The organism is Rhizobium moroccans (genome assembly GCF_057559155.1).
In genome coordinates this window covers 82,700-99,270 of sequence record NZ_JBHFJG010000007.1, presented here as the reverse complement: position 1 = coordinate 99,270, position 16,571 = coordinate 82,700, and the positions used below count along the sequence as shown (strand labels likewise).

18 protein-coding genes are annotated in these 16,571 nt (G+C 63.0%); 14 read left to right on the top strand and 4 right to left on the bottom strand.

Going from position 1 to position 16,571, the window contains the following annotated elements:
* Positions 1–55: 55 nt before the first annotated feature.
* Positions 56–586: a hypothetical protein gene (locus tag ACE04I_RS05250; RefSeq protein ID WP_046792523.1), complete on the bottom strand. Its 531-nt coding sequence runs from the start codon at positions 584–586 to the stop codon at positions 56–58.
* A gap of 50 nt (positions 587–636) precedes the next feature.
* Between ACE04I_RS05250 and ACE04I_RS05245 the strand changes: the two genes are divergently transcribed.
* The 7 genes from ACE04I_RS05245 to bmt all read left to right on the top strand — a co-directional run bounded on the left by ACE04I_RS05245 (position 637) and on the right by bmt (position 7,046).
* Positions 637–969, top strand: coding sequence for a hypothetical protein (locus tag ACE04I_RS05245; protein ID WP_156176924.1), 333 nt, complete (start codon positions 637–639; stop codon positions 967–969).
* A 133-nt stretch (positions 970–1,102) separates the two neighbouring features.
* Complete coding sequence (locus ACE04I_RS05240) at positions 1,103–2,317, top strand: NADP-dependent isocitrate dehydrogenase (protein WP_046792524.1); 1,215 nt, start codon at positions 1,103–1,105, stop codon at positions 2,315–2,317.
* A gap of 67 nt (positions 2,318–2,384) precedes the next feature.
* Positions 2,385–2,831, top strand: a complete 447-nt coding sequence (locus ACE04I_RS05235; RefSeq protein WP_046792525.1) for a GNAT family N-acetyltransferase — start codon at positions 2,385–2,387, stop codon at positions 2,829–2,831.
* 72 nt (positions 2,832–2,903) lie between these two features.
* On the top strand, positions 2,904–3,533 hold the full coding sequence (locus ACE04I_RS05230; protein WP_046792526.1) for a glutathione S-transferase family protein: 630 nt from the start codon (positions 2,904–2,906) through the stop codon (positions 3,531–3,533).
* 169 nt (positions 3,534–3,702) lie between these two features.
* Positions 3,703–4,698: a glycine betaine ABC transporter substrate-binding protein gene (locus ACE04I_RS05225; RefSeq protein WP_046792527.1), complete on the top strand. Its 996-nt coding sequence runs from the start codon at positions 3,703–3,705 to the stop codon at positions 4,696–4,698.
* A 192-nt stretch (positions 4,699–4,890) separates the two neighbouring features.
* On the top strand, positions 4,891–5,988 hold the full coding sequence (locus ACE04I_RS05220) for a quaternary amine ABC transporter ATP-binding protein (RefSeq protein ID WP_046792528.1): 1,098 nt from the start codon (positions 4,891–4,893) through the stop codon (positions 5,986–5,988).
* 44 nt (positions 5,989–6,032) lie between these two features.
* Positions 6,033–7,046, top strand: coding sequence for a betaine--homocysteine S-methyltransferase (bmt, locus tag ACE04I_RS05215; RefSeq protein ID WP_046792529.1), 1,014 nt, complete (start codon positions 6,033–6,035; stop codon positions 7,044–7,046).
* A 19-nt stretch (positions 7,047–7,065) separates the two neighbouring features.
* Here bmt and ACE04I_RS05210 read toward each other — a convergent pair whose 3' ends face one another.
* Both ACE04I_RS05210 and ACE04I_RS05205 read right to left on the bottom strand, forming a co-directional pair.
* On the bottom strand, positions 7,066–7,743 hold the full coding sequence (locus ACE04I_RS05210) for a 4Fe-4S dicluster domain-containing protein (RefSeq protein ID WP_046793004.1): 678 nt from the start codon (positions 7,741–7,743) through the stop codon (positions 7,066–7,068).
* A 110-nt stretch (positions 7,744–7,853) separates the two neighbouring features.
* Positions 7,854–9,425 carry a trimethylamine methyltransferase family protein gene (locus ACE04I_RS05205; RefSeq protein ID WP_046792530.1) on the bottom strand — a complete coding sequence of 524 codons (1,572 nt, stop codon included), beginning with the start codon at positions 9,423–9,425 and terminating at the stop codon, positions 7,854–7,856.
* A 243-nt stretch (positions 9,426–9,668) separates the two neighbouring features.
* On the opposite strand from ACE04I_RS05205, the gene ACE04I_RS05200 reads away from it, so the two are divergent.
* Positions 9,669–10,367, top strand: a complete 699-nt coding sequence (locus ACE04I_RS05200) for a corrinoid protein (protein ID WP_046792531.1) — start codon at positions 9,669–9,671, stop codon at positions 10,365–10,367.
* Positions 10,368–10,444: 77 nt separating this feature from the next.
* Here ACE04I_RS05200 and ACE04I_RS05195 read toward each other — a convergent pair whose 3' ends face one another.
* Complete coding sequence (locus ACE04I_RS05195; RefSeq protein WP_436818377.1) at positions 10,445–10,558, bottom strand: entericidin domain-containing protein; 114 nt, start codon at positions 10,556–10,558, stop codon at positions 10,445–10,447.
* 59 nt (positions 10,559–10,617) lie between these two features.
* On the opposite strand from ACE04I_RS05195, the gene ACE04I_RS05190 reads away from it, so the two are divergent.
* From ACE04I_RS05190 to ACE04I_RS05165, 6 genes are all read left to right on the top strand, one after another.
* Positions 10,618–11,259 carry a DUF1638 domain-containing protein gene (locus ACE04I_RS05190; protein WP_046792533.1) on the top strand — a complete coding sequence of 214 codons (642 nt, stop codon included), beginning with the start codon at positions 10,618–10,620 and terminating at the stop codon, positions 11,257–11,259.
* A 105-nt stretch (positions 11,260–11,364) separates the two neighbouring features.
* Positions 11,365–11,667 (top strand): virulence factor, encoded by a 303-nt coding sequence (locus ACE04I_RS05185; RefSeq protein ID WP_046792534.1) that lies wholly within the window; start codon positions 11,365–11,367, stop codon positions 11,665–11,667.
* Positions 11,660–12,241 (top strand): methylenetetrahydrofolate reductase C-terminal domain-containing protein, encoded by a 582-nt coding sequence (locus tag ACE04I_RS05180; RefSeq protein WP_046792535.1) that lies wholly within the window; start codon positions 11,660–11,662, stop codon positions 12,239–12,241. Before ACE04I_RS05185 ends, ACE04I_RS05180 begins: the two co-directional genes overlap by 8 nt.
* Positions 12,238–13,329, top strand: coding sequence for a methylenetetrahydrofolate reductase (locus ACE04I_RS05175; protein WP_487206714.1), 1,092 nt, complete (start codon positions 12,238–12,240; stop codon positions 13,327–13,329). The genes ACE04I_RS05180 and ACE04I_RS05175 overlap by 4 nt, the downstream gene beginning before the upstream one ends.
* 46 nt (positions 13,330–13,375) lie before the next feature.
* Complete coding sequence (locus tag ACE04I_RS05170) at positions 13,376–14,338, top strand: methyltetrahydrofolate cobalamin methyltransferase (protein ID WP_046792537.1); 963 nt, start codon at positions 13,376–13,378, stop codon at positions 14,336–14,338.
* A gap of 225 nt (positions 14,339–14,563) precedes the next feature.
* On the top strand, positions 14,564–16,571 hold a 2,008-nt coding region (locus ACE04I_RS05165; protein WP_487206713.1), incomplete at its 3' end, for an ASKHA domain-containing protein.

Here is a 16,571-nt window from a genome sequence, read left to right as displayed (position 1 = left end):
CCGTCCTGGGAGAGCATCATAATAACCCGCGCGAAAACTTCAAAACCCCGCCGTCTCATTCGCCCTTTGCGAGCAGACGCATCTCATCCATCACGGAATCACGCTCGCCTTCCGCCACATGATGGATATCGGCGATCACGGGCCGGCCGTCTTCGGTGACGATATCGAAATGCACCTCGTTGACGCTGTCCCTGATCTCCGGCTCCTCGATGCATGTCCAGGCCTTGAAGGTCACCTTCACATCGGTGATGGAGCCCTGGGGAGCGGGCGTCCCGATCTGCACGTCGGAAAGCGGACAGCCATCCTGCGACGCGGTTATGACGTCGTAGCCGAAGGGATCGCCCGGCGCGCCGTTCTCGGTATCATAGGCCGGCTTCTTGGACGCTTCGGCATAGGCTTCCTGGAACCCCTTGCTGAACAGGCGGGAGAGCGGGTCCGCATCGAAGATGAGCTTCCACTCGCTGTCGACCGTGTCCCAGTTCTCCTCGGTGATCTTCATCACCTCCTTCACCGGATCGGTGGCCTCTGCGGCGAGAGCGAAATTGGCTGTCAGCGCCAGAAGCGCGGCGAGCGGGATGGTCCGCATGGCATGAATCCAAAAGTTTGCGTGAGGGTGTTAGAGCAAAGGACGCCCAAATGGGATCGGCACTGTTTGCCCAAACCGGTTCGATCCGCGAGGAGAGCGGCGCGCGTCGTAGCAGAAGCATACGGCCAAGCCGCTCGACAAAGCGGGCGGCCGGTTTCGGCAAACCCTGCGGGCGGCATGATTTTTCGCCATTATCTTCGGCTTTCGGTCTCGCCGTACGTCTGTGTACGACCTCGCCGAAAGCCTCGATCCTGACAAAAAATCCTTGCCGCAGTGCGATTCCATTTGAGCGTCCTTTGCTCTCGGGCGAGATTAACCCGGCCGCCGCGTTTGGCAAGCGCAATACAGACCTGTCATGTTCGCATGGCAAAATGCAATCTTGAGGCTTGACCCGCAAAACTGTCCGTAGCCCCCGCGCATTGGCTTTGCGTTCCGCCCCGGCGATGCTATAGCGCAAGCCCATTGGTGTCCACCTACGGGATTTCGCGATCCCTCCGCACGTTCAAGAGGAATTCCATGCAAAAGATCAAGGTAGCAAACCCGGTCGTCGATCTCGACGGCGACGAGATGACCCGCATCATCTGGCAGCTCATCAAGGACAAGCTGATCCTGCCCTATCTCGATCTCGACATCGAATATTACGATCTCTCCGTCGAGAACCGCGACGCCACGGACGACCAGGTGACCGTCGATGCGGCGAACGCCATCAAGAAGCACGGCGTCGGCATCAAGTGCGCGACCATCACCCCGGATGAGGCCCGCGTCGAGGAATTCAAGCTCAAGAAGATGTGGAAGAGCCCGAACGGCACGATCCGCAACATTCTCGGCGGCGTGATCTTCCGCGAGCCAATCATCATGAAGAACGTTCCGCGCCTGGTGCCGGGCTGGACGAAGCCGATCATTGTCGGCCGCCACGCCTTCGGCGACCAGTACCGCGCCACCGATTTCAAGTTCCCCGGCAAGGGCAAGCTGACGATCAAGTTCGTCGGCGAAGATGGCCAGACGATCGAGCACGACGTTTTCGACGCGCCGTCGTCCGGCGTTGCGATGGCGATGTACAATCTCGACGATTCCATTCGCGACTTCGCCCGCGCTTCGTTCAACTACGCCCTTCAGCGCGGCGTTCCCTGCTACCTGTCGACCAAGAACACGATCCTCAAGGCTTATGACGGCCGCTTCAAGGACATCTTCCAGGAAATCTACGACGCCGAATTCAAGGCCCAGTACGAAGAGAAGAAGATCTGGTACGAGCACCGCCTGATCGACGACATGGTCGCTGCCGCGCTCAAGTGGTCCGGCGGCTATGTCTGGGCCTGCAAGAACTACGACGGCGACGTGCAGTCCGACATCGTGGCGCAGGGCTTCGGCTCGCTCGGCCTGATGACCTCGGTCCTGATGACGCCGGATGGCAAAACCGTGGAAGCGGAAGCCGCCCACGGCACCGTTACCCGCCATTACCGCCAGCACCAGAAGGGCCAGGAGACCTCGACGAACTCGATCGCCTCGATCTTCGCCTGGACCCGTGGCCTGGCGCACCGCGCCAAGCTCGACGACAATGCCGAACTCGCCAAGTTCGCTTCGACGCTCGAAAAGGTCTGCATCGACACCGTCGAATCCGGCCATATGACCAAGGACCTGGCGCTGCTGATCGGCCCCGACCAGCCGTGGCTCTCCACCACCGCCTTCCTCGACAAGATCGACGAAAACCTCAAGAAGGCGATGGCTGCCTAAGCCGCGCTTTTCCGATAAGTTCAACGGCGGGAAGAAATTCCCGCCGTTTTCATTTCGGGAGCCTGCAATGACCAACACCGTCCGTCCGCTCGAACCATCCGACCGCGCAGAATGGGAGCCGCTCTGGCAGGCCTATCTGCGTTTCTACGAAACCGAGCTGCCGCAAGAGCAATACGACCTCACCTGGGAACGCCTCAACGATCCGGCCGAGCCCATGCACGCCTTCGGCGCCTTCGACGACGACGGCAAGATGATCGGCATCGTGCACGCGATCTTCCACCGTTCCTGCTGGCTGCCGGAATCGACCTGCTATCTGCAGGACCTTTACGTGGAAAACACCGGCCGCGGAAAAGGCACCGGCGAGGCGCTGATCGAGGCAGTCGCCGGGCTCGCGCGCGAAAAGGGCGCCGGCCGGCTCTATTGGCTGACGCATGAAAGCAATGCCACCGCGCGGAGACTCTACGACCGCGTCGCCCAGAATTCCGGCTTCATACAGTACCGGAAACCGCTTTGATCCACCCCCTGCCCGACTTGATTCCGGCAAACGGAGACGATAGAACATAAAGAGAACATACAGGAGGCTGCCATGACCGAAGAACTCGTGCTTTACACCAACCCGATGTCGCGGGGCCGCATCGCCCGCTGGATGCTGGAGGAGGTGGGCGTGCCCTATCGCACCGAAATCCTCCAATTCGGAACGACTATGAAGGACGACGCCTACAAGGCCATCAATCCCATGGGCAAGGTTCCGGCAGTCTCGCATGGCGGGAAGGTGGTGACCGAATGCGCCGCGATCTGCGCCTATCTGGCCGACGCTTTCCCTGAAGCGGGTCTCGCCCCGCCACCCACCGAGCGCGCCGACTACTATCGCTGGCTCTTCTTCGGGGCCGGACCGGTCGAAGCCGCCGTCAGCAACAGGGCGCTCGGCTTCGAAGTGGCCCCCGATCGCGAGCGGATGATCGGTTATGGCAGCTTCGCCCACGTGATGGACACGCTGGAAAAGGCGGTGCAGGCGAACCCCTATATCGCCGGCGACAAGTTTACCGCGGCCGACGTCTATGTCGGAGCGCAGATCGGCTGGGGCATGCAGTTCGGCACGATCGAGAAACGCCCTGCCTTCCAGCAGTATTTCGCGCGCGTGGCCAACCGCGAGGCCGCGATCCGCGCCAACGAAAAGGATGATGCGGCTATGGCGGAGATACAGAACGCGGGCTGAGCGGGAAACACATCGCCGAGCCCCGGGACCCGCTGCGGCGCCCTCATGAGCGGGAGGCGCCGCGGACCCGCGTTCATCGATAAAAAATTACCAGAATTGGGACGTATTCAGTTGCGGTCCGCGCGATAAGCGCGTCACAATGACGATGTGCGAACCGGGAGTCCTGACCATGAAAAGCCTGCTCGGCGGCGCGGTGATCGCCGCGGGATTCGGTCTTTCCGCAGGTTCCGCCTCGGCGGAATGCGGCGACATCTCCGTTGCCGAGATGAACTGGGGCTCGGCGGCGATCGCCGCCAATGTCGACAAGATCATCCTCGAGGCCGGCTACGGCTGCAAGGTGACGCTCGTTCCTGGCGACACCGTACCCACGTTCGAGACCATGCTTGCGGATGGCTCCCCCGACATGGCACCGGAATTCTGGGTGAATGCAGTGCGCGGGCGGCTGGATGCCGCGACCGCCGATAACCGGCTGGCACTCGGCGCCGAAATCCTGGCAGACGGCGCGATCGAAGGATGGTGGATCCCGAAATTCATCTTCGACGCCAACCCGAAGATCCGCACCGTCCAGGATGCGCTGGCCGCGCCGCAACTCTTCCCCTCGGCCGGCAATCCGCAGCGTGGCGCGGTCCACAACTGTCCTTCCGACTGGGCCTGCCACGCCACGACGGCCAACCTCTTCCGCTCGCTCGATGGTTCCGGCAAGGGTTTCGACCTGCAGGAGAGCGCTTCGCCGGAAGAGCTCGACCAGTCGATCGTCTCCGCCTTCGAGAAGAAGACCGGGTGGCTCGGCTATTACTGGGCGCCGACGGCGATCCTCGGCAAATACGAAATGGTGAAGCTTTCCTTCGGCGTCGCATATGACCAGGCCGAGTGGGATGCCTGCACGGCGGTGGAGAATTGTCCCAATCCGCGGGTCAATTCCTATCCGACCTCGCGGGCGTTCACCCTGCTTTCGAGGGATTTCGGCGAGCTTGCCGATGTCGCAATGGAATATGTCCGGACCCGCAAGTGGTCGAACGAGACGGTGAGCGCGCTTCTCGCCTGGCAACAGGCGAACAAGGCGAGCAATGCCGAGACCGCCCGGCATTTCCTCGAAACGGAGGAAAAGATCTGGTCCGAATGGGTGCTTCCCGCCGTCGCTGACAAGATAAAGGCAGCGCTCTGATCGCCTGAGGCGTCGCAAATCGCACAATGGACGGACGCATGATGTAGTATGGGAACATGATGGCACGGGAATACCCGGCCGCTCTTACGCCGAACGGCGCAAGCTGCAAATCATAAGGGAACAGGATGGTACGGAGCACAGAGCCAGGACGGCCCGGCCCACGCGGCCCGGCAAAGTCGCGGGAGGCCGTCGATGGCTAGCCACGGCATCGAGATCAAGGGACTGTACAAGATTTTCGGACCGCGCGCCCGCGAGTACGTCGATCTCGTCGAGCGCGGCATGAGCAAGCGCGAACTCAACGAAGTGCACGGCCATGTGCTCGGCCTCAAGGACATCAACATCTCGATGCCGGCGGGCGGCATCACCGTGGTGATGGGGCTTTCCGGCTCGGGCAAATCGACGCTGATCCGCCACATCAACCGGTTGATCGAGCCGACTGCCGGCGAAGTCATCTATGACGGTGTAGACATCTGTCATATGAACGAGAAGGACCTGCGCGAGTTCCGCCGCCGGAAAACCGCGATGGTCTTCCAGAAATTCGCCCTGCTGCCGCACCGGACCGTCATCGAGAATGCCGTCTACGGCCTGGACATCCAGGGCGTCCCGCGCACCGAAAGCCTGCGGAAAGGGCAATACTGGATCGAGCGCGTGGGGCTCTCGGGCTTCGACAATCACTATCCGAACCAGCTTTCGGGCGGCATGCAGCAGCGAGTCGGCCTGGCGCGCGCTCTGACGAACGATGCCGACATCCTTTTGATGGACGAAGCCTATTCGGCGCTCGACCCGCTGATCCGCGTCGATATGCAGACCGTGCTTCTGGATCTCCAGGCGGAACTCAAGAAAACCGTCGTGTTCATCACCCACGATCTCGACGAGGCGCTGAGGCTGGGCGACACAATAGCCATCCTGCGCGACGGCCAGGTGATCCAGCAGGGCAGCGGCCAGGATATCGTGCTTTCGCCCGCCGACGACTATATCACCGCCTTCGTCAAGGAGGTGAACCGCGGCCGCGTGATCCAGGCGAAAACGGTGATGCGCCCGCTAGACGGCCCGGCGGAAGGCATAAAGCTCGGTGCCGGCACGACCTTGGAAACCGCCGCGAAACAGATGACCGAGGCCAATCACTCCAAGGCGATTGTCGTCGACGACGCCGGCGGCCCGCTCGGCATGCTCGATCTCCATACGGTGATCGCGGCCATGGTGACTCCGGTCGGTCATGCGGAACCCGGCAAGCCCACGGCCGAAACCGCCGCCGGGCGATCTGAGCCATCCCTCATTGCGAACATATAAAGATATCTTTATATAACCGGCAGAACAGCCCACAGGAGCAGGCCATGACCGCTGCCAATCCCTTGACCGAACTTCTGGCCGAAAAAGGCGTGCTGCTGGCAGATGGCGCGACCGGCACCAATCTCTTCGCCATGGGGCTCGAAGCCGGCGATGCGCCGGAACTGTGGAACGAGACGCAGCCGGAAAAGATCGACAGGCTCCACCAGGGCTTCGTGGATGCCGGAGCCGACATCATCCTCACCAATTCCTTCGGCGGCACGCGTCACCGGCTGAAGCTGCACAAGGCGGAAGACCGCGTCTTCGCGCTCAACAAACGCGCTGCCGAGATCGCCCGCGCCGTTGCCGACCGCGCGCCACGCAAGGTGATCGTCGCCGGCTCCGTCGGTCCAACCGGCGAGTTGCTGATCCCGCTCGGCGCCCTCTCCTACGAGGACGCGGTTGCGGCCTTCGCCGAGCAGATCGAGGGACTGAAGGCGGGCGGCGCAGACGTCGCCTGGATCGAGACCATGTCCTCGGCCGACGAAATCCGCGCAGCGGCGGAGGCGGCGACCAAGGTCGGCCTGCCCTATACCTATACGGGCTCGTTCGACACGGCCGGCAAGACGATGATGGGTCTCGACCCCAAGGATATCCACCGCGTTGCCGGCGATATCGGCAAGGGGCCGGTCGCGGTCGGCGCCAATTGCGGCGTCGGGGCTTCCGACATCCTGTCGAGCCTTCTCGACATGACGGCCGCCGATCCGGAGGCGATCACCATCGTCAAGGGCAATTGCGGCATCCCCGAATATAAAGGCGCCGAGATCCACTATTCGGGCACCCCGCCGCTGATGGCCGAATATGCCAGGCTGGCCCGCAATGCCGGCGCCAAGATCATCGGCGGCTGCTGCGGCACCTCCTTCGAACACCTCGCCGCCATGCGCGCCGCGCTTGACGGACACACGCCCGGCCCGCGCCCGACGATCGAGGAGGTGGTCGAGAGAATCGGCCCGCTGCGCAACAAGATGGCCAGCCAATCGGGCGGCGATCCCTCACGGGAAAGACGCCGCCGCCGCGCTTGAGCAGAGCCGGAACCGGCAGCTAGAGCAGCGCATCCATATGAAACCGTAGCTGTTCGGGCGGATAGCGGAAATCCGCGCCGACCGGACAGGCGTTGCGGGCGGCGCAGCCGGTGACCATGCAGCTTGCCCTGCCCGCCTCGCTTTTCAGGTATCCGCGACAGGCGGCGATATCGAAACGATCGGGCGTGACAGCATTCACCGGACAGTGCGCGAGACAGGGCTTGTCGCGACAGGCATCGCAGGCGTGGCCGACATGCTCATGCTCGGCTCCGATCTCGAAGGGAAAGCCGAGCGCGCCGCGGTAGCCGTGCCAGAGGCCATAGCGCGGATGAATCAGGATGCCGAGCGGCGACGGGCGCAGGCCATCCGCTTTCATCGCCCATTGCTGGAACGGCTGCCATGGCGGATCGGAAGGGAAGAAGGCGGTGGCGCCCAGCCTTTCGGCAAGCGGGCGGATTGCCTCCTTCGAAAAGGTATCGAGCGGATCGGGTCCGCCGTAATTTCGGCGCCAGCGGGAAAAGGCCGGCCAGAGCGAGCCGCCGATATTGCCGAGAAGGACCATGGAGCGGGCGGGACTGCCGCCGACAAGCAAAGGCCCCTCGCCCGGCGCGAATGCCGCCACCCCGCGCAGATAGATGCCGCAGGGCCGCAGCGCCTCGGCGATCTCCGCCAGAATGGCAGAAGGGCCGCTCGCGATATCTTTCAATGCGGCCCCTCATATTTGTAATGCGGGCGCCAGACCTCTTCCTGGATGAAGTCCGCCACCTGCCTGGCGCCGCCTTGCTCCCTGGCGGCCTCGGGACCTCTTCAGGTGAACGCGTCGGGCATCGAATCCTTGCGCGCCTTGATATAGGCGTTGAGCGCCTCGTCGATCGCCGGATCGAGCGGCGGCGCTTCATAGGCATCGAGCCAGGAGCGGCAAAGGGCATTGGCGCGCTCCTCGATGCGCTTTTCGCCCTCGATCTCCCATTGTTCGAAGGAATTGTTGTCCATCAGCGCCGAGCGATAGAAGGCCGTCTGGAAATGCGCCTGCGTATGGCTGCAGCCGAGGTAATGGCTGCCCGGCCCCACTTCGCGGATCGCGTCCATCGCTTGGCCCTCTTCGGAAAGATCGACGCCCGCCGCCATCTTCTGCATCATGCCGAGCTGGTCCTGATCGATCATGAACTTCTCATAGGAAGAGACGAGCCCGCCTTCCAGCCAGCCCGCGGCATGCAGCACGAAATTGGTGCCGGCAAGCAGCGTGGTGTTCAGCGTGTTAGCCGATTCGTGCGCGGCCTGGGCATCCGGAACCTTCGAGCCGCAGAGCGAACCGCCGGTTCGGAACGGCAGGCCGAGGCGACGGGCAAGCTGCGCCGCGCCGTAAGAAACCAGCGAAGGCTCCGGCGTGCCGAAAGTCGGAGCGCCCGATTGCATGGAGATCGAAGCGGCGAAGGTGCCGAACAACACCGGCGAGCCCTTGCGGATGAGCTGGGTGAAGGAAGCGCCCGCAAGCACTTCGGCGAGGATCTGCGTCAGCGTGCCGGCGACCGTGACCGGGCTCATAGCTCCCGACAGGATGAAGGGCGAGACCACAGAAGCCTGGTTATGCCGCGCATAGACCTTCAGCGCGCCGAGCATGGTCTCGTCGAAGACCATCGGCGAATTGGCATTGATGAGGTTCAGCGTGACGCAATTGTTCTCGACGAACTCGTCCCCGAACACGATCTTCGCCATGGCGATCGTATCTTCGGCCCGCTCCGGCGCGGTCACCGATCCCATGAAGGGTTTGTCGGAATATTTGATATGGCTGTAGACCATATCGAGATGACGCTTGTTGACCGGAACATCCACCGGCTCGCAGACCGTGCCGCCGGAGGAATGCATGGACGGCGCCATATAGGCGAGTTTCACGAAATTGCGGAAATCCTCGATGGTGGCATAGCGGCGCTTGCCCTCCAGGTCGCGCACGAAGGGCGGGCCGTAGACGGGCGCGAACACGGTGGCATTGCCGCCGATATGAACGCTGCGGGCCGGATTGCGCGCATGCCAGGTGAATTCCTTCGGCGCGGTCTTGAGCAGTTCGCGGCAAAGCCCCTTCGGGAAATGCACGCGCTGGCCCTTCACGTCCGCGCCAGCCTTCGCCCAGAGGTCGAGGGCTTCGGCATCGTCACGGAATTCGATGCCGATTTCCTCCAGCACCGTATCGGCGTTGCGCTCGATAAGCGCCAGGCCCTCCTCGTCCAGCACCTCGTAGACGCCGATCTTGCGGGTGATATAGGGCAGCGAGGGACCGGGACCGCTTCCCGCCCGCGCCGCGCGGCGGCCCGCCGCGCCCCGTTCGCCGCGACCGCGTCTCCCGCCGCCTGCCGAATCCGTCTCTCGGGTCAAATCGTCCATGATGTTCCTCGCCTTCGCGCCACCGGCGCATGCCCATTCTGATGCGCCATGCTAGGCGCAAGTGCAAGCCGAGCCCTGCCTTTCTGCGTCAAAGGCTTGCACAGGACAGACATTTCACCGATGCCGCCCGTCGCGTTTCGGACGCGCCGCTGTCGCATACGAAAGAAATTGCGAAACAATTTAAGGTTACACATATTGTGGAAGGGCTGATTTGCGCGGCTTCTCGAACCCAGGGGAACACCCATGTCCGACGACGAAATCATTCTGGCGGAACTTTCCGACGAGGAACTCGTGCAGCAGATGCACGACGACCTTTATGACGGGATGAAGGAAGAGATCGAGGAAGCGACGCGAATCCTGCTCGACCGCGGCTGGACGCCCTACGACATCCTCACCCAGGCGCTCGTCGAGGGCATGCGGATTGTCGGCATCGACTTCCGCGACGGCATCCTTTTCGTGCCGGAAGTGCTGCTTTCGGCCAATGCGATGAAAGCCGGCATGACGATCCTGCGTCCCCTGCTTGTCGAAACCGGCGCGCCGAAGCTCGGCAAGATGGTGATCGGCACAGTCAAGGGCGACATTCACGACATCGGCAAGAACCTCGTCGGCATGATGATGGAAGGCGCCGGCTTCGACGTGATCGATCTCGGCATCAACAATCCGGTGGAGAACTATCTGGAGGCCATCGAGCGCGAAAAGCCGGATATCCTCGGCATGTCGGCGCTTCTCACCACCACCATGCCCTATATGAAGGTCGTCATCGACACGATGAAGGAAAAGGGCATCCGCGACGATTATGTCGTGCTGGTGGGTGGCGCGCCGCTCAACGAGGAATTCGGCAAGGCCGTGGGCGCCGATGCCTATTGCCGTGATGCCGCCGTCGCCGTGGAAACGGCGAAGGACTTCATTCGCCGCAAGCACAACAGCCTCGCCGCCGGCTGATACTCAAGGGCTGAGTACGCAAGGGAAAGACCGGTCACACCAAAATTGACCGGTCTCTGTTCCTCGGAAGAGCCTTTTTACTGCGCAGCGCGATCGACGCGGCGGCCGGCATCCTGGGTAGCATCGACGGCATTGGCCGTGTCCTGCCCCATGCCGCGAATCGTGTTGCCGCAAGAGCTAAGCGAAAGCATGCTGGCGAAAAGAGCGGCGATCACGGTGACTGTCTTGACCGTCATGGTAGAATACTCCGATGGATATGGACCAAGTTGTGCCGGAAAATGATTTTCCGGCGAAGGAACGTTCAACGAGCGAAAAAGTTCACGTGATCGCGTGCGGAGCGATCGCGCGCGAAATTCTGGCCGTCTGCCGCCAGTATGGGCTCCACCATATCGATCTCAATTGCCTGCCGGCCATCTGGCATGCCTATCCACAGAAGATCGTGCCGGGGCTGGAGAAGGCGGTGGCGGAAGCGCGGGCAAAGGGATTTCAAAAAATCTTCTTCGCCTATGCCGATTGCGGCACCGGCGGCGAGATCGACCGGCTTTGCGAGCGCGAGAGCATCGCCCGCATCGAGGGTCCCCACTGTTATTCCTTCTTCGCCGGCAACGAGGCTTTCGCGGCAAAGGCGGACGAAGACCTGCTCTCCTTCTTCCTGACGGACTTCCTTGCCCGCCAGTTCGAGGCCTTCGTCATCGAGCCGCTCGGCCTCGACCGCCATCCGGAACTGAGGGACATGTATTTCGGCAATTACCGCAAGCTCGTCTATCTCTCCCAGGAAGAGGACGAGGCATTGCAGGAAAAGGCGCGCGCGGCAGCAGACTATCTCGGCCTCGAATACGAATACCGCTTCACCGGCTATGGCGATCTTTCGCCTGCGCTGCGCACCGTCTGACCTTCGGCGAGGATATCGCTGTCGCTTTTCGTCTCATGCGACGTCGTGGCAAGCGCAGTCCCGCGCCTCGCGCAAGTGCATGCTCCGCTCAACACGGAGGAACTCATGGCCGATCGCATCGTCGTCTACTGGCGGGATATTCCGGCACAGATCATCGTCAGAAAGGGCCGCCAGGCGGCCAAGCGGGAGCTTTCGCTTCGTTTCACCGAGGCGATCGACATGTGCGCGATGCGCACCGGCGCTTCCGAGACCGACGATTATCTGGCCGAATGGCGCAAGGCCGAGCCCGTGCCCGTCTCGGACGATCTCGAAGCCGAAGCAGACAGGGCCGCAGCGGAGCTGGAGGCCGCCTATGACAAGGAACGGCTGGTGGCGCTGGTGAAGGCCGGAGGCCGCGAGAATGGCTGAAGCAAGACCCGCGATCGGCAATGCCCAAGCGGCAAGCAAGGCCGCGACCGGCGCCTATACGCCCGCCGACGTTTCGCCGAACCGCCGGGTGCAGCGGCGCTATTCGATCCGCCTCTGGTCCGTCAGGCATTCCCGCTTCCTCGAATGGTTCTACAACCGCTTCGCCGAGGTCTTCCTGCTGCTGCACCCGCTCTGGAAGGCGATCGGCTACAAACGGGTGGAGGCACCCGTCACCTTCGTCGAGAAGCGGGTCAAAGGCATGCTCTTCGACTGTCGCATGTGCGGCCAGTGCATATTGTCCTCAACCGGCATGTCCTGCCCCATGAACTGCCCTAAGCAATTGCGCAACGGCCCCTGCGGCGGCGTGCGCGCCAACGGAAACTGCGAGGTGGAGCCGGATATGCCCTGCGTATGGGTCAAGGCCTGGGAAGGTTCGCGCAACATGGCGGGCGGCGACGCGATCTTGAACGTCCAGAAGCCGGTCAACCAGTCGCTGCGCGAGACCTCCTCATGGCTGCGCGTGACGGCGGAAGCGGCCGCACGCCGGCAGGCTTCGAAGGAAAGCCAGGCATGAGCCCCGACATCAACCCGCATGATCCCGGTGCGCCGCTCGATCCCCTGCCCGGCCATTCCTCCCGCGGGCGGCTGGAACGCGTGCTTAGGCGAGGCGAATTCGCGGTCACCGCCGAACTCAATCCGCCCGACAGCGCCGACCCGCAGGACGTCTACGAGCGCGCGGCGATCTTCGACGGCTGGGTGGATGGTATCAACGCGGTGGATGCCTCCGGCGCCAACTGCCACATGTCCTCGGTCGGCATCTGCGCGTTGCTCACCCGCATGGGCTATGCGCCGATCATGCAGATCGCCTGCCGCGACAAGAACCGCATCGCCATACAGGGCGACGTGCTCGGGGCTTCCGCCATGGGCGTGCAGAACATCATGTGCCTGACCGGCGACGGGGTGCAGGCCGGCGATCAGCCGGGCGCAAAGCCGGTATTCGACCTCGATTGCATGTCGCTGCTTTCCACGGTCCGCACCATGCGCGACGAGGCGAAATTCCTCTCCGGCCGCAAGCTCACCACGCCGCCGCATGTCTTCCTCGGCGCGGCGATCAACCCCTTCGCTCCCCCTTACGACTTCCGGCCCTACCGGCTCGGCAAGAAAATCGAGGCGGGCGCGCAGTTCGTGCAGAGCCAGTATTGCTTCGACGTGCCGATGTTCCGCGAATACATGAAGAAGGTGCGCGATCTCGGCTTCCACGAGAAATGCTTCATCCTGGTCGGGGTCGGGCCGCTGGCATCGGCCAAGACCGCGCGCTGGATACGCTCCAACGTGCCCGGCATCCATATTCCCGATTCCGTCATCGCGCGGCTCGAAGGGGCGCAAGACCAGAAGCGCGAGGGCAAGCAGCTCTGCATCGACATCATCAACGAGGTGAAGGAGATCGAAGGCGTCTCCGGCATCCATGTGATGGCCTATCGGCAGGAAGAATATGTCGCCGAGATCGTCCATGAAGCGGGCGTTCTGAAGGGCCGAAGGCCCTGGAAGCGCGAAGCGAACCCGACGGACGCGCTCGTCGCCGAACGGCTCGAGCAGTTGCGCGAAGGCCGGGAGCAAAACCAGGAGCAGCTTGCGGATATCGCCGCGCATAAACCCCATTGAGACAGAAATCAGCCGGCTGCAGGAGCCCGGCGTCCCGGAGGACCATATGACCCGCACCATCGTCGCATCCGCCACCCGCGAAGTCGTGATCGGTTTCGATCAGCCCTTCTGCGTGATCGGCGAGCGGATCAATCCGACAGGCCGCAAGAAGCTGGCCGCTGAAATGATCGAGGGCAATTTCGATACCGTCATCAAGGATGCGCTGGAGCAGGTCGCCGCCGGCGCGACGATGCTGGACGTCAACGCGGGCGTCACCGCCGTCAATCCGAACGAGACCGAACCGCCGCTGCTCGTCCAGACGCTGGAAATCGTCCAGAACCTCGTGGACGTGCCGCTCTCGATCGACAGTTCGGTCACCGCAGCCATCGAGGCCGGCCTGAAGGTCGCCAAGGGCCGTCCGCTCGTCAATTCCGTCACCGGCGAGGAGGAGAAGCTCGAAGCCATCCTGCCACTCATCAAGAAATACGACGTTCCGGTCGTCGCCATCTCCAACGACGAGACCGGCATCTCGATGGATCCGGACGTGCGCTTCGCCGTCGCCAAAAAGATCGTCGAACGCGCGATGGATTACGGCATCAAGCCGCACGATATCGTCGTCGATCCGCTCGTCATGCCGATCGGCGCGCTCGGCGATGCCGGACGGCAGGTCTTCCAGCTTCTCTATCGGCTGCGTAACGAACTGAAGGTCAACACCACCTGCGGCCTTTCCAACATCTCCTTCGGCCTGCCGCACCGCCACGGCATCAATGCCGGCTTCATACCCATGGTGATCGGCGCCGGCATGACGTCGGCAATCATGAACCCCTGCCGCCCGCAGGAGATGGAGGCGGTTCGCGCCGCGAACGTGCTGAACGGCACGGACGCGAATTGCGCGACCTGGATCAGGACCTATCGCGACTACAAGCCGGCAGAAGGCGGAGCTGCCGCCGCGGCCGCCCCGATGCCTTCAGCCGGCGGCCGTCGCGGCGGACGCGCGGCACGGACCGGTGCTGCGGCAAGGATGGAATGAAGAGGATGGAATGAAGGTGAAGCCCCCCTCTGGCCTGCCGGCCATCTCCCCCACAAGGGGGGAGAGACTAGAGGGGTCCGCCTCATTCCAAAGATACGACTGAGCTTTTGCCAAATTACGTGCGCATTGAAGAAAGAACGGTGCGGCATGTTTTCTCCCCCCCTTGTGGGGGAGATGGCCGGCAGGCCAGAGGGGGAACCTTCAAACGCACGGGGATAGTGATAAATGAACGACGCGCCTTCGAAACCACTGGTCCTCTTCATGCCCTCCGGCAAACGCGGCCGCTTCCCGGTCGGCACGCCGGTGCTGGAGGCCGCGCGCCAACTCGGCGTCTATGTGGAGAGCGTGTGCGGCGGGCGGGCGACCTGCGGGCGCTGCCAGGTTTCCGTACAGGAAGGCCGGTTCGCCAAGCACGGCATCAAATCCGCCAACGACCACCTTTCGCCGGTCGGGCCGAAGGAGGAGCGCTACGACCGCGTGCGCGGCCTGCCGGAAGGCCGGCGCCTCTCCTGCTCCGCCCAGATCCTCGGCGACCTCGTCATCGATGTGCCGCAGGATACGGTCATCAATGCCCAGGTGGTGCGCAAGGCGGCCGACGAGCGCGTCTTCGACCGCAACTCGGCAATCCGCATGTGCTATGTCGAGGTGGAAGAACCCGATATGGAAAAGCCGCTCGGCGATCTCGACCGGCTGAAGGCGGCGCTTGTCGCCGACTGGCATCTCGAAAATCTCGACGTGGATTTCCACTTGATCCCGAAGGTGCAGTCCATTCTGCGCAAGGGCGAATGGAAGGTGACGGCGGCGGTTCACAAGGACCATGACGATGCGCATCCACGCATCGTTGCGCTTTATCCGGGCTTGAAGAACGAGGCCTACGGCATCGCCTGCGATATCGGCTCCACCACCATCGCCATGCATCTTTCCTCGCTGCTTTCGGGCCGGACGGTCGCCTCTGCCGGCACGTCCAACCCGCAGATACGCTTCGGCGAAGACCTGATGAGCCGCGTTTCCTACGTGATGATGAACCCGGACGGGCGCGAGGCGATGACACTTGCCGTGCGCGAGGCGGTGAACGGGCTGATCGACAAGGTGTGCGCCGAAGGCGGCGTTTCGCGGGAAGACATTCTCGACAGCGTTTTCGTCGGCAACCCGATCATGCACCACCTCTTCCTGGGCATCGATCCCACCGAACTCGGCGGGGCGCCCTTCGCGCTTGCCGTTTCCGGTGCCGTGCATGTGAAATCCTCCGAGATCGGCCTGCCGATGAACCCCGGCACCCGCACCTATCTCCTGCCCTGCATCGCGGGCCATGTGGGCGCCGACGCCGCAGCCGCCACCCTTTCGGAAGGCCCTCACCGGCAGGACGAGATGATGCTGCTGGTCGATATCGGCACCAATGCCGAAATCGTGCTCGGCAATGCCGCCCGCACGGTTGCGGCATCTTCACCGACCGGGCCCGCCTTCGAGGGCGCTGAAATCTCCTCCGGCCAGCGTGCAGCGCCCGGCGCGATCGAGCGCGTACGCATCGATCCGATAACGCTCGAACCCCGCTTCCGGGTGATCGGCGTGGAGCAATGGTCTGACGAGCCGGGTTTTGCCGAAGCGGCGGCCGCGACCGGTGTCAACGGCATCTGCGGCTCCGGCATCATCGAGGTGATCGCGGAAATGTATCTCGCCGGCATCATCTCGGAAGACGGCGTGGTGGACGGATCGCTTGGCGAGCGCAGCCCGCGCATCCTGGAGAACGGCCGGACCTTCTCCTATCTGCTACACGACGGCGAGCCGCGCATCACCGTCACCCAGAACGACGTGCGCGCAATCCAGCTCGCCAAGGCGGCGCTCTATGCGGGCGTGAAGCTGCTGATGGACAAGCTCGGGATCGACCATGTCAATCGTATCGGTCTTGCGGGCGCCTTCGGCACCTTCATAGATCCCAAATTCGCGATGGTGCTGGGGCTGATCCCCGATTGCGACCTCACCCGCGTCAAGGCGGTGGGCAATGCCGCCGGCACCGGCGCGCGCATGTGCCTGCTGAACCGCAGCTACCGCCGCGAGATCGAGGAAACCGTCAGGAAGATCGAGAAGATAGAGACGGCTCTTGAACCGAAGTTTCAGGAGCATTTCGTCTACGCCATGGCGCTGCCGAACAAGATCGATCCCTTCCCCAACCTCTCGGCTGCCGTGACACTGCCGGAGCGCAAGGTGCTGGCGGATGCCGCAGGCGAAGGGGGGG

What these genes read in the sequence shown, in the direction of transcription:
- ACE04I_RS05250 (WP_046792523.1), bottom strand. Translation starts at nt 586, where the DNA reads ATGCGGACCATCCCGCTCGCCGCGCTTCTGGCGCTGACAGCCAATTTC.
- ACE04I_RS05245 (WP_156176924.1), top strand. Translation starts at nt 637, where the DNA reads ATGGGATCGGCACTGTTTGCCCAAACCGGTTCGATCCGCGAGGAGAGC.
- ACE04I_RS05240 (WP_046792524.1), top strand. Translation starts at nt 1,103, where the DNA reads ATGCAAAAGATCAAGGTAGCAAACCCGGTCGTCGATCTCGACGGCGAC.
- ACE04I_RS05235 (WP_046792525.1), top strand. Translation starts at nt 2,385, where the DNA reads ATGACCAACACCGTCCGTCCGCTCGAACCATCCGACCGCGCAGAATGG.
- ACE04I_RS05230 (WP_046792526.1), top strand. Translation starts at nt 2,904, where the DNA reads ATGACCGAAGAACTCGTGCTTTACACCAACCCGATGTCGCGGGGCCGC.
- ACE04I_RS05225 (WP_046792527.1), top strand. Translation starts at nt 3,703, where the DNA reads ATGAAAAGCCTGCTCGGCGGCGCGGTGATCGCCGCGGGATTCGGTCTT.
- ACE04I_RS05220 (WP_046792528.1), top strand. Translation starts at nt 4,891, where the DNA reads ATGGCTAGCCACGGCATCGAGATCAAGGGACTGTACAAGATTTTCGGA.
- bmt (WP_046792529.1), top strand. Translation starts at nt 6,033, where the DNA reads ATGACCGCTGCCAATCCCTTGACCGAACTTCTGGCCGAAAAAGGCGTG.
- ACE04I_RS05205 (WP_046792530.1), bottom strand. Translation starts at nt 9,425, where the DNA reads ATGGACGATTTGACCCGAGAGACGGATTCGGCAGGCGGCGGGAGACGC.
- ACE04I_RS05200 (WP_046792531.1), top strand. Translation starts at nt 9,669, where the DNA reads ATGTCCGACGACGAAATCATTCTGGCGGAACTTTCCGACGAGGAACTC.
- ACE04I_RS05195 (WP_436818377.1), bottom strand. Translation starts at nt 10,558, where the DNA reads ATGCTTTCGCTTAGCTCTTGCGGCAACACGATTCGCGGCATGGGGCAG.
- ACE04I_RS05190 (WP_046792533.1), top strand. Translation starts at nt 10,618, where the DNA reads ATGGATATGGACCAAGTTGTGCCGGAAAATGATTTTCCGGCGAAGGAA.
- ACE04I_RS05185 (WP_046792534.1), top strand. Translation starts at nt 11,365, where the DNA reads ATGGCCGATCGCATCGTCGTCTACTGGCGGGATATTCCGGCACAGATC.
- ACE04I_RS05180 (WP_046792535.1), top strand. Translation starts at nt 11,660, where the DNA reads ATGGCTGAAGCAAGACCCGCGATCGGCAATGCCCAAGCGGCAAGCAAG.
- ACE04I_RS05175 (WP_487206714.1), top strand. Translation starts at nt 12,238, where the DNA reads ATGAGCCCCGACATCAACCCGCATGATCCCGGTGCGCCGCTCGATCCC.
- ACE04I_RS05170 (WP_046792537.1), top strand. Translation starts at nt 13,376, where the DNA reads ATGACCCGCACCATCGTCGCATCCGCCACCCGCGAAGTCGTGATCGGT.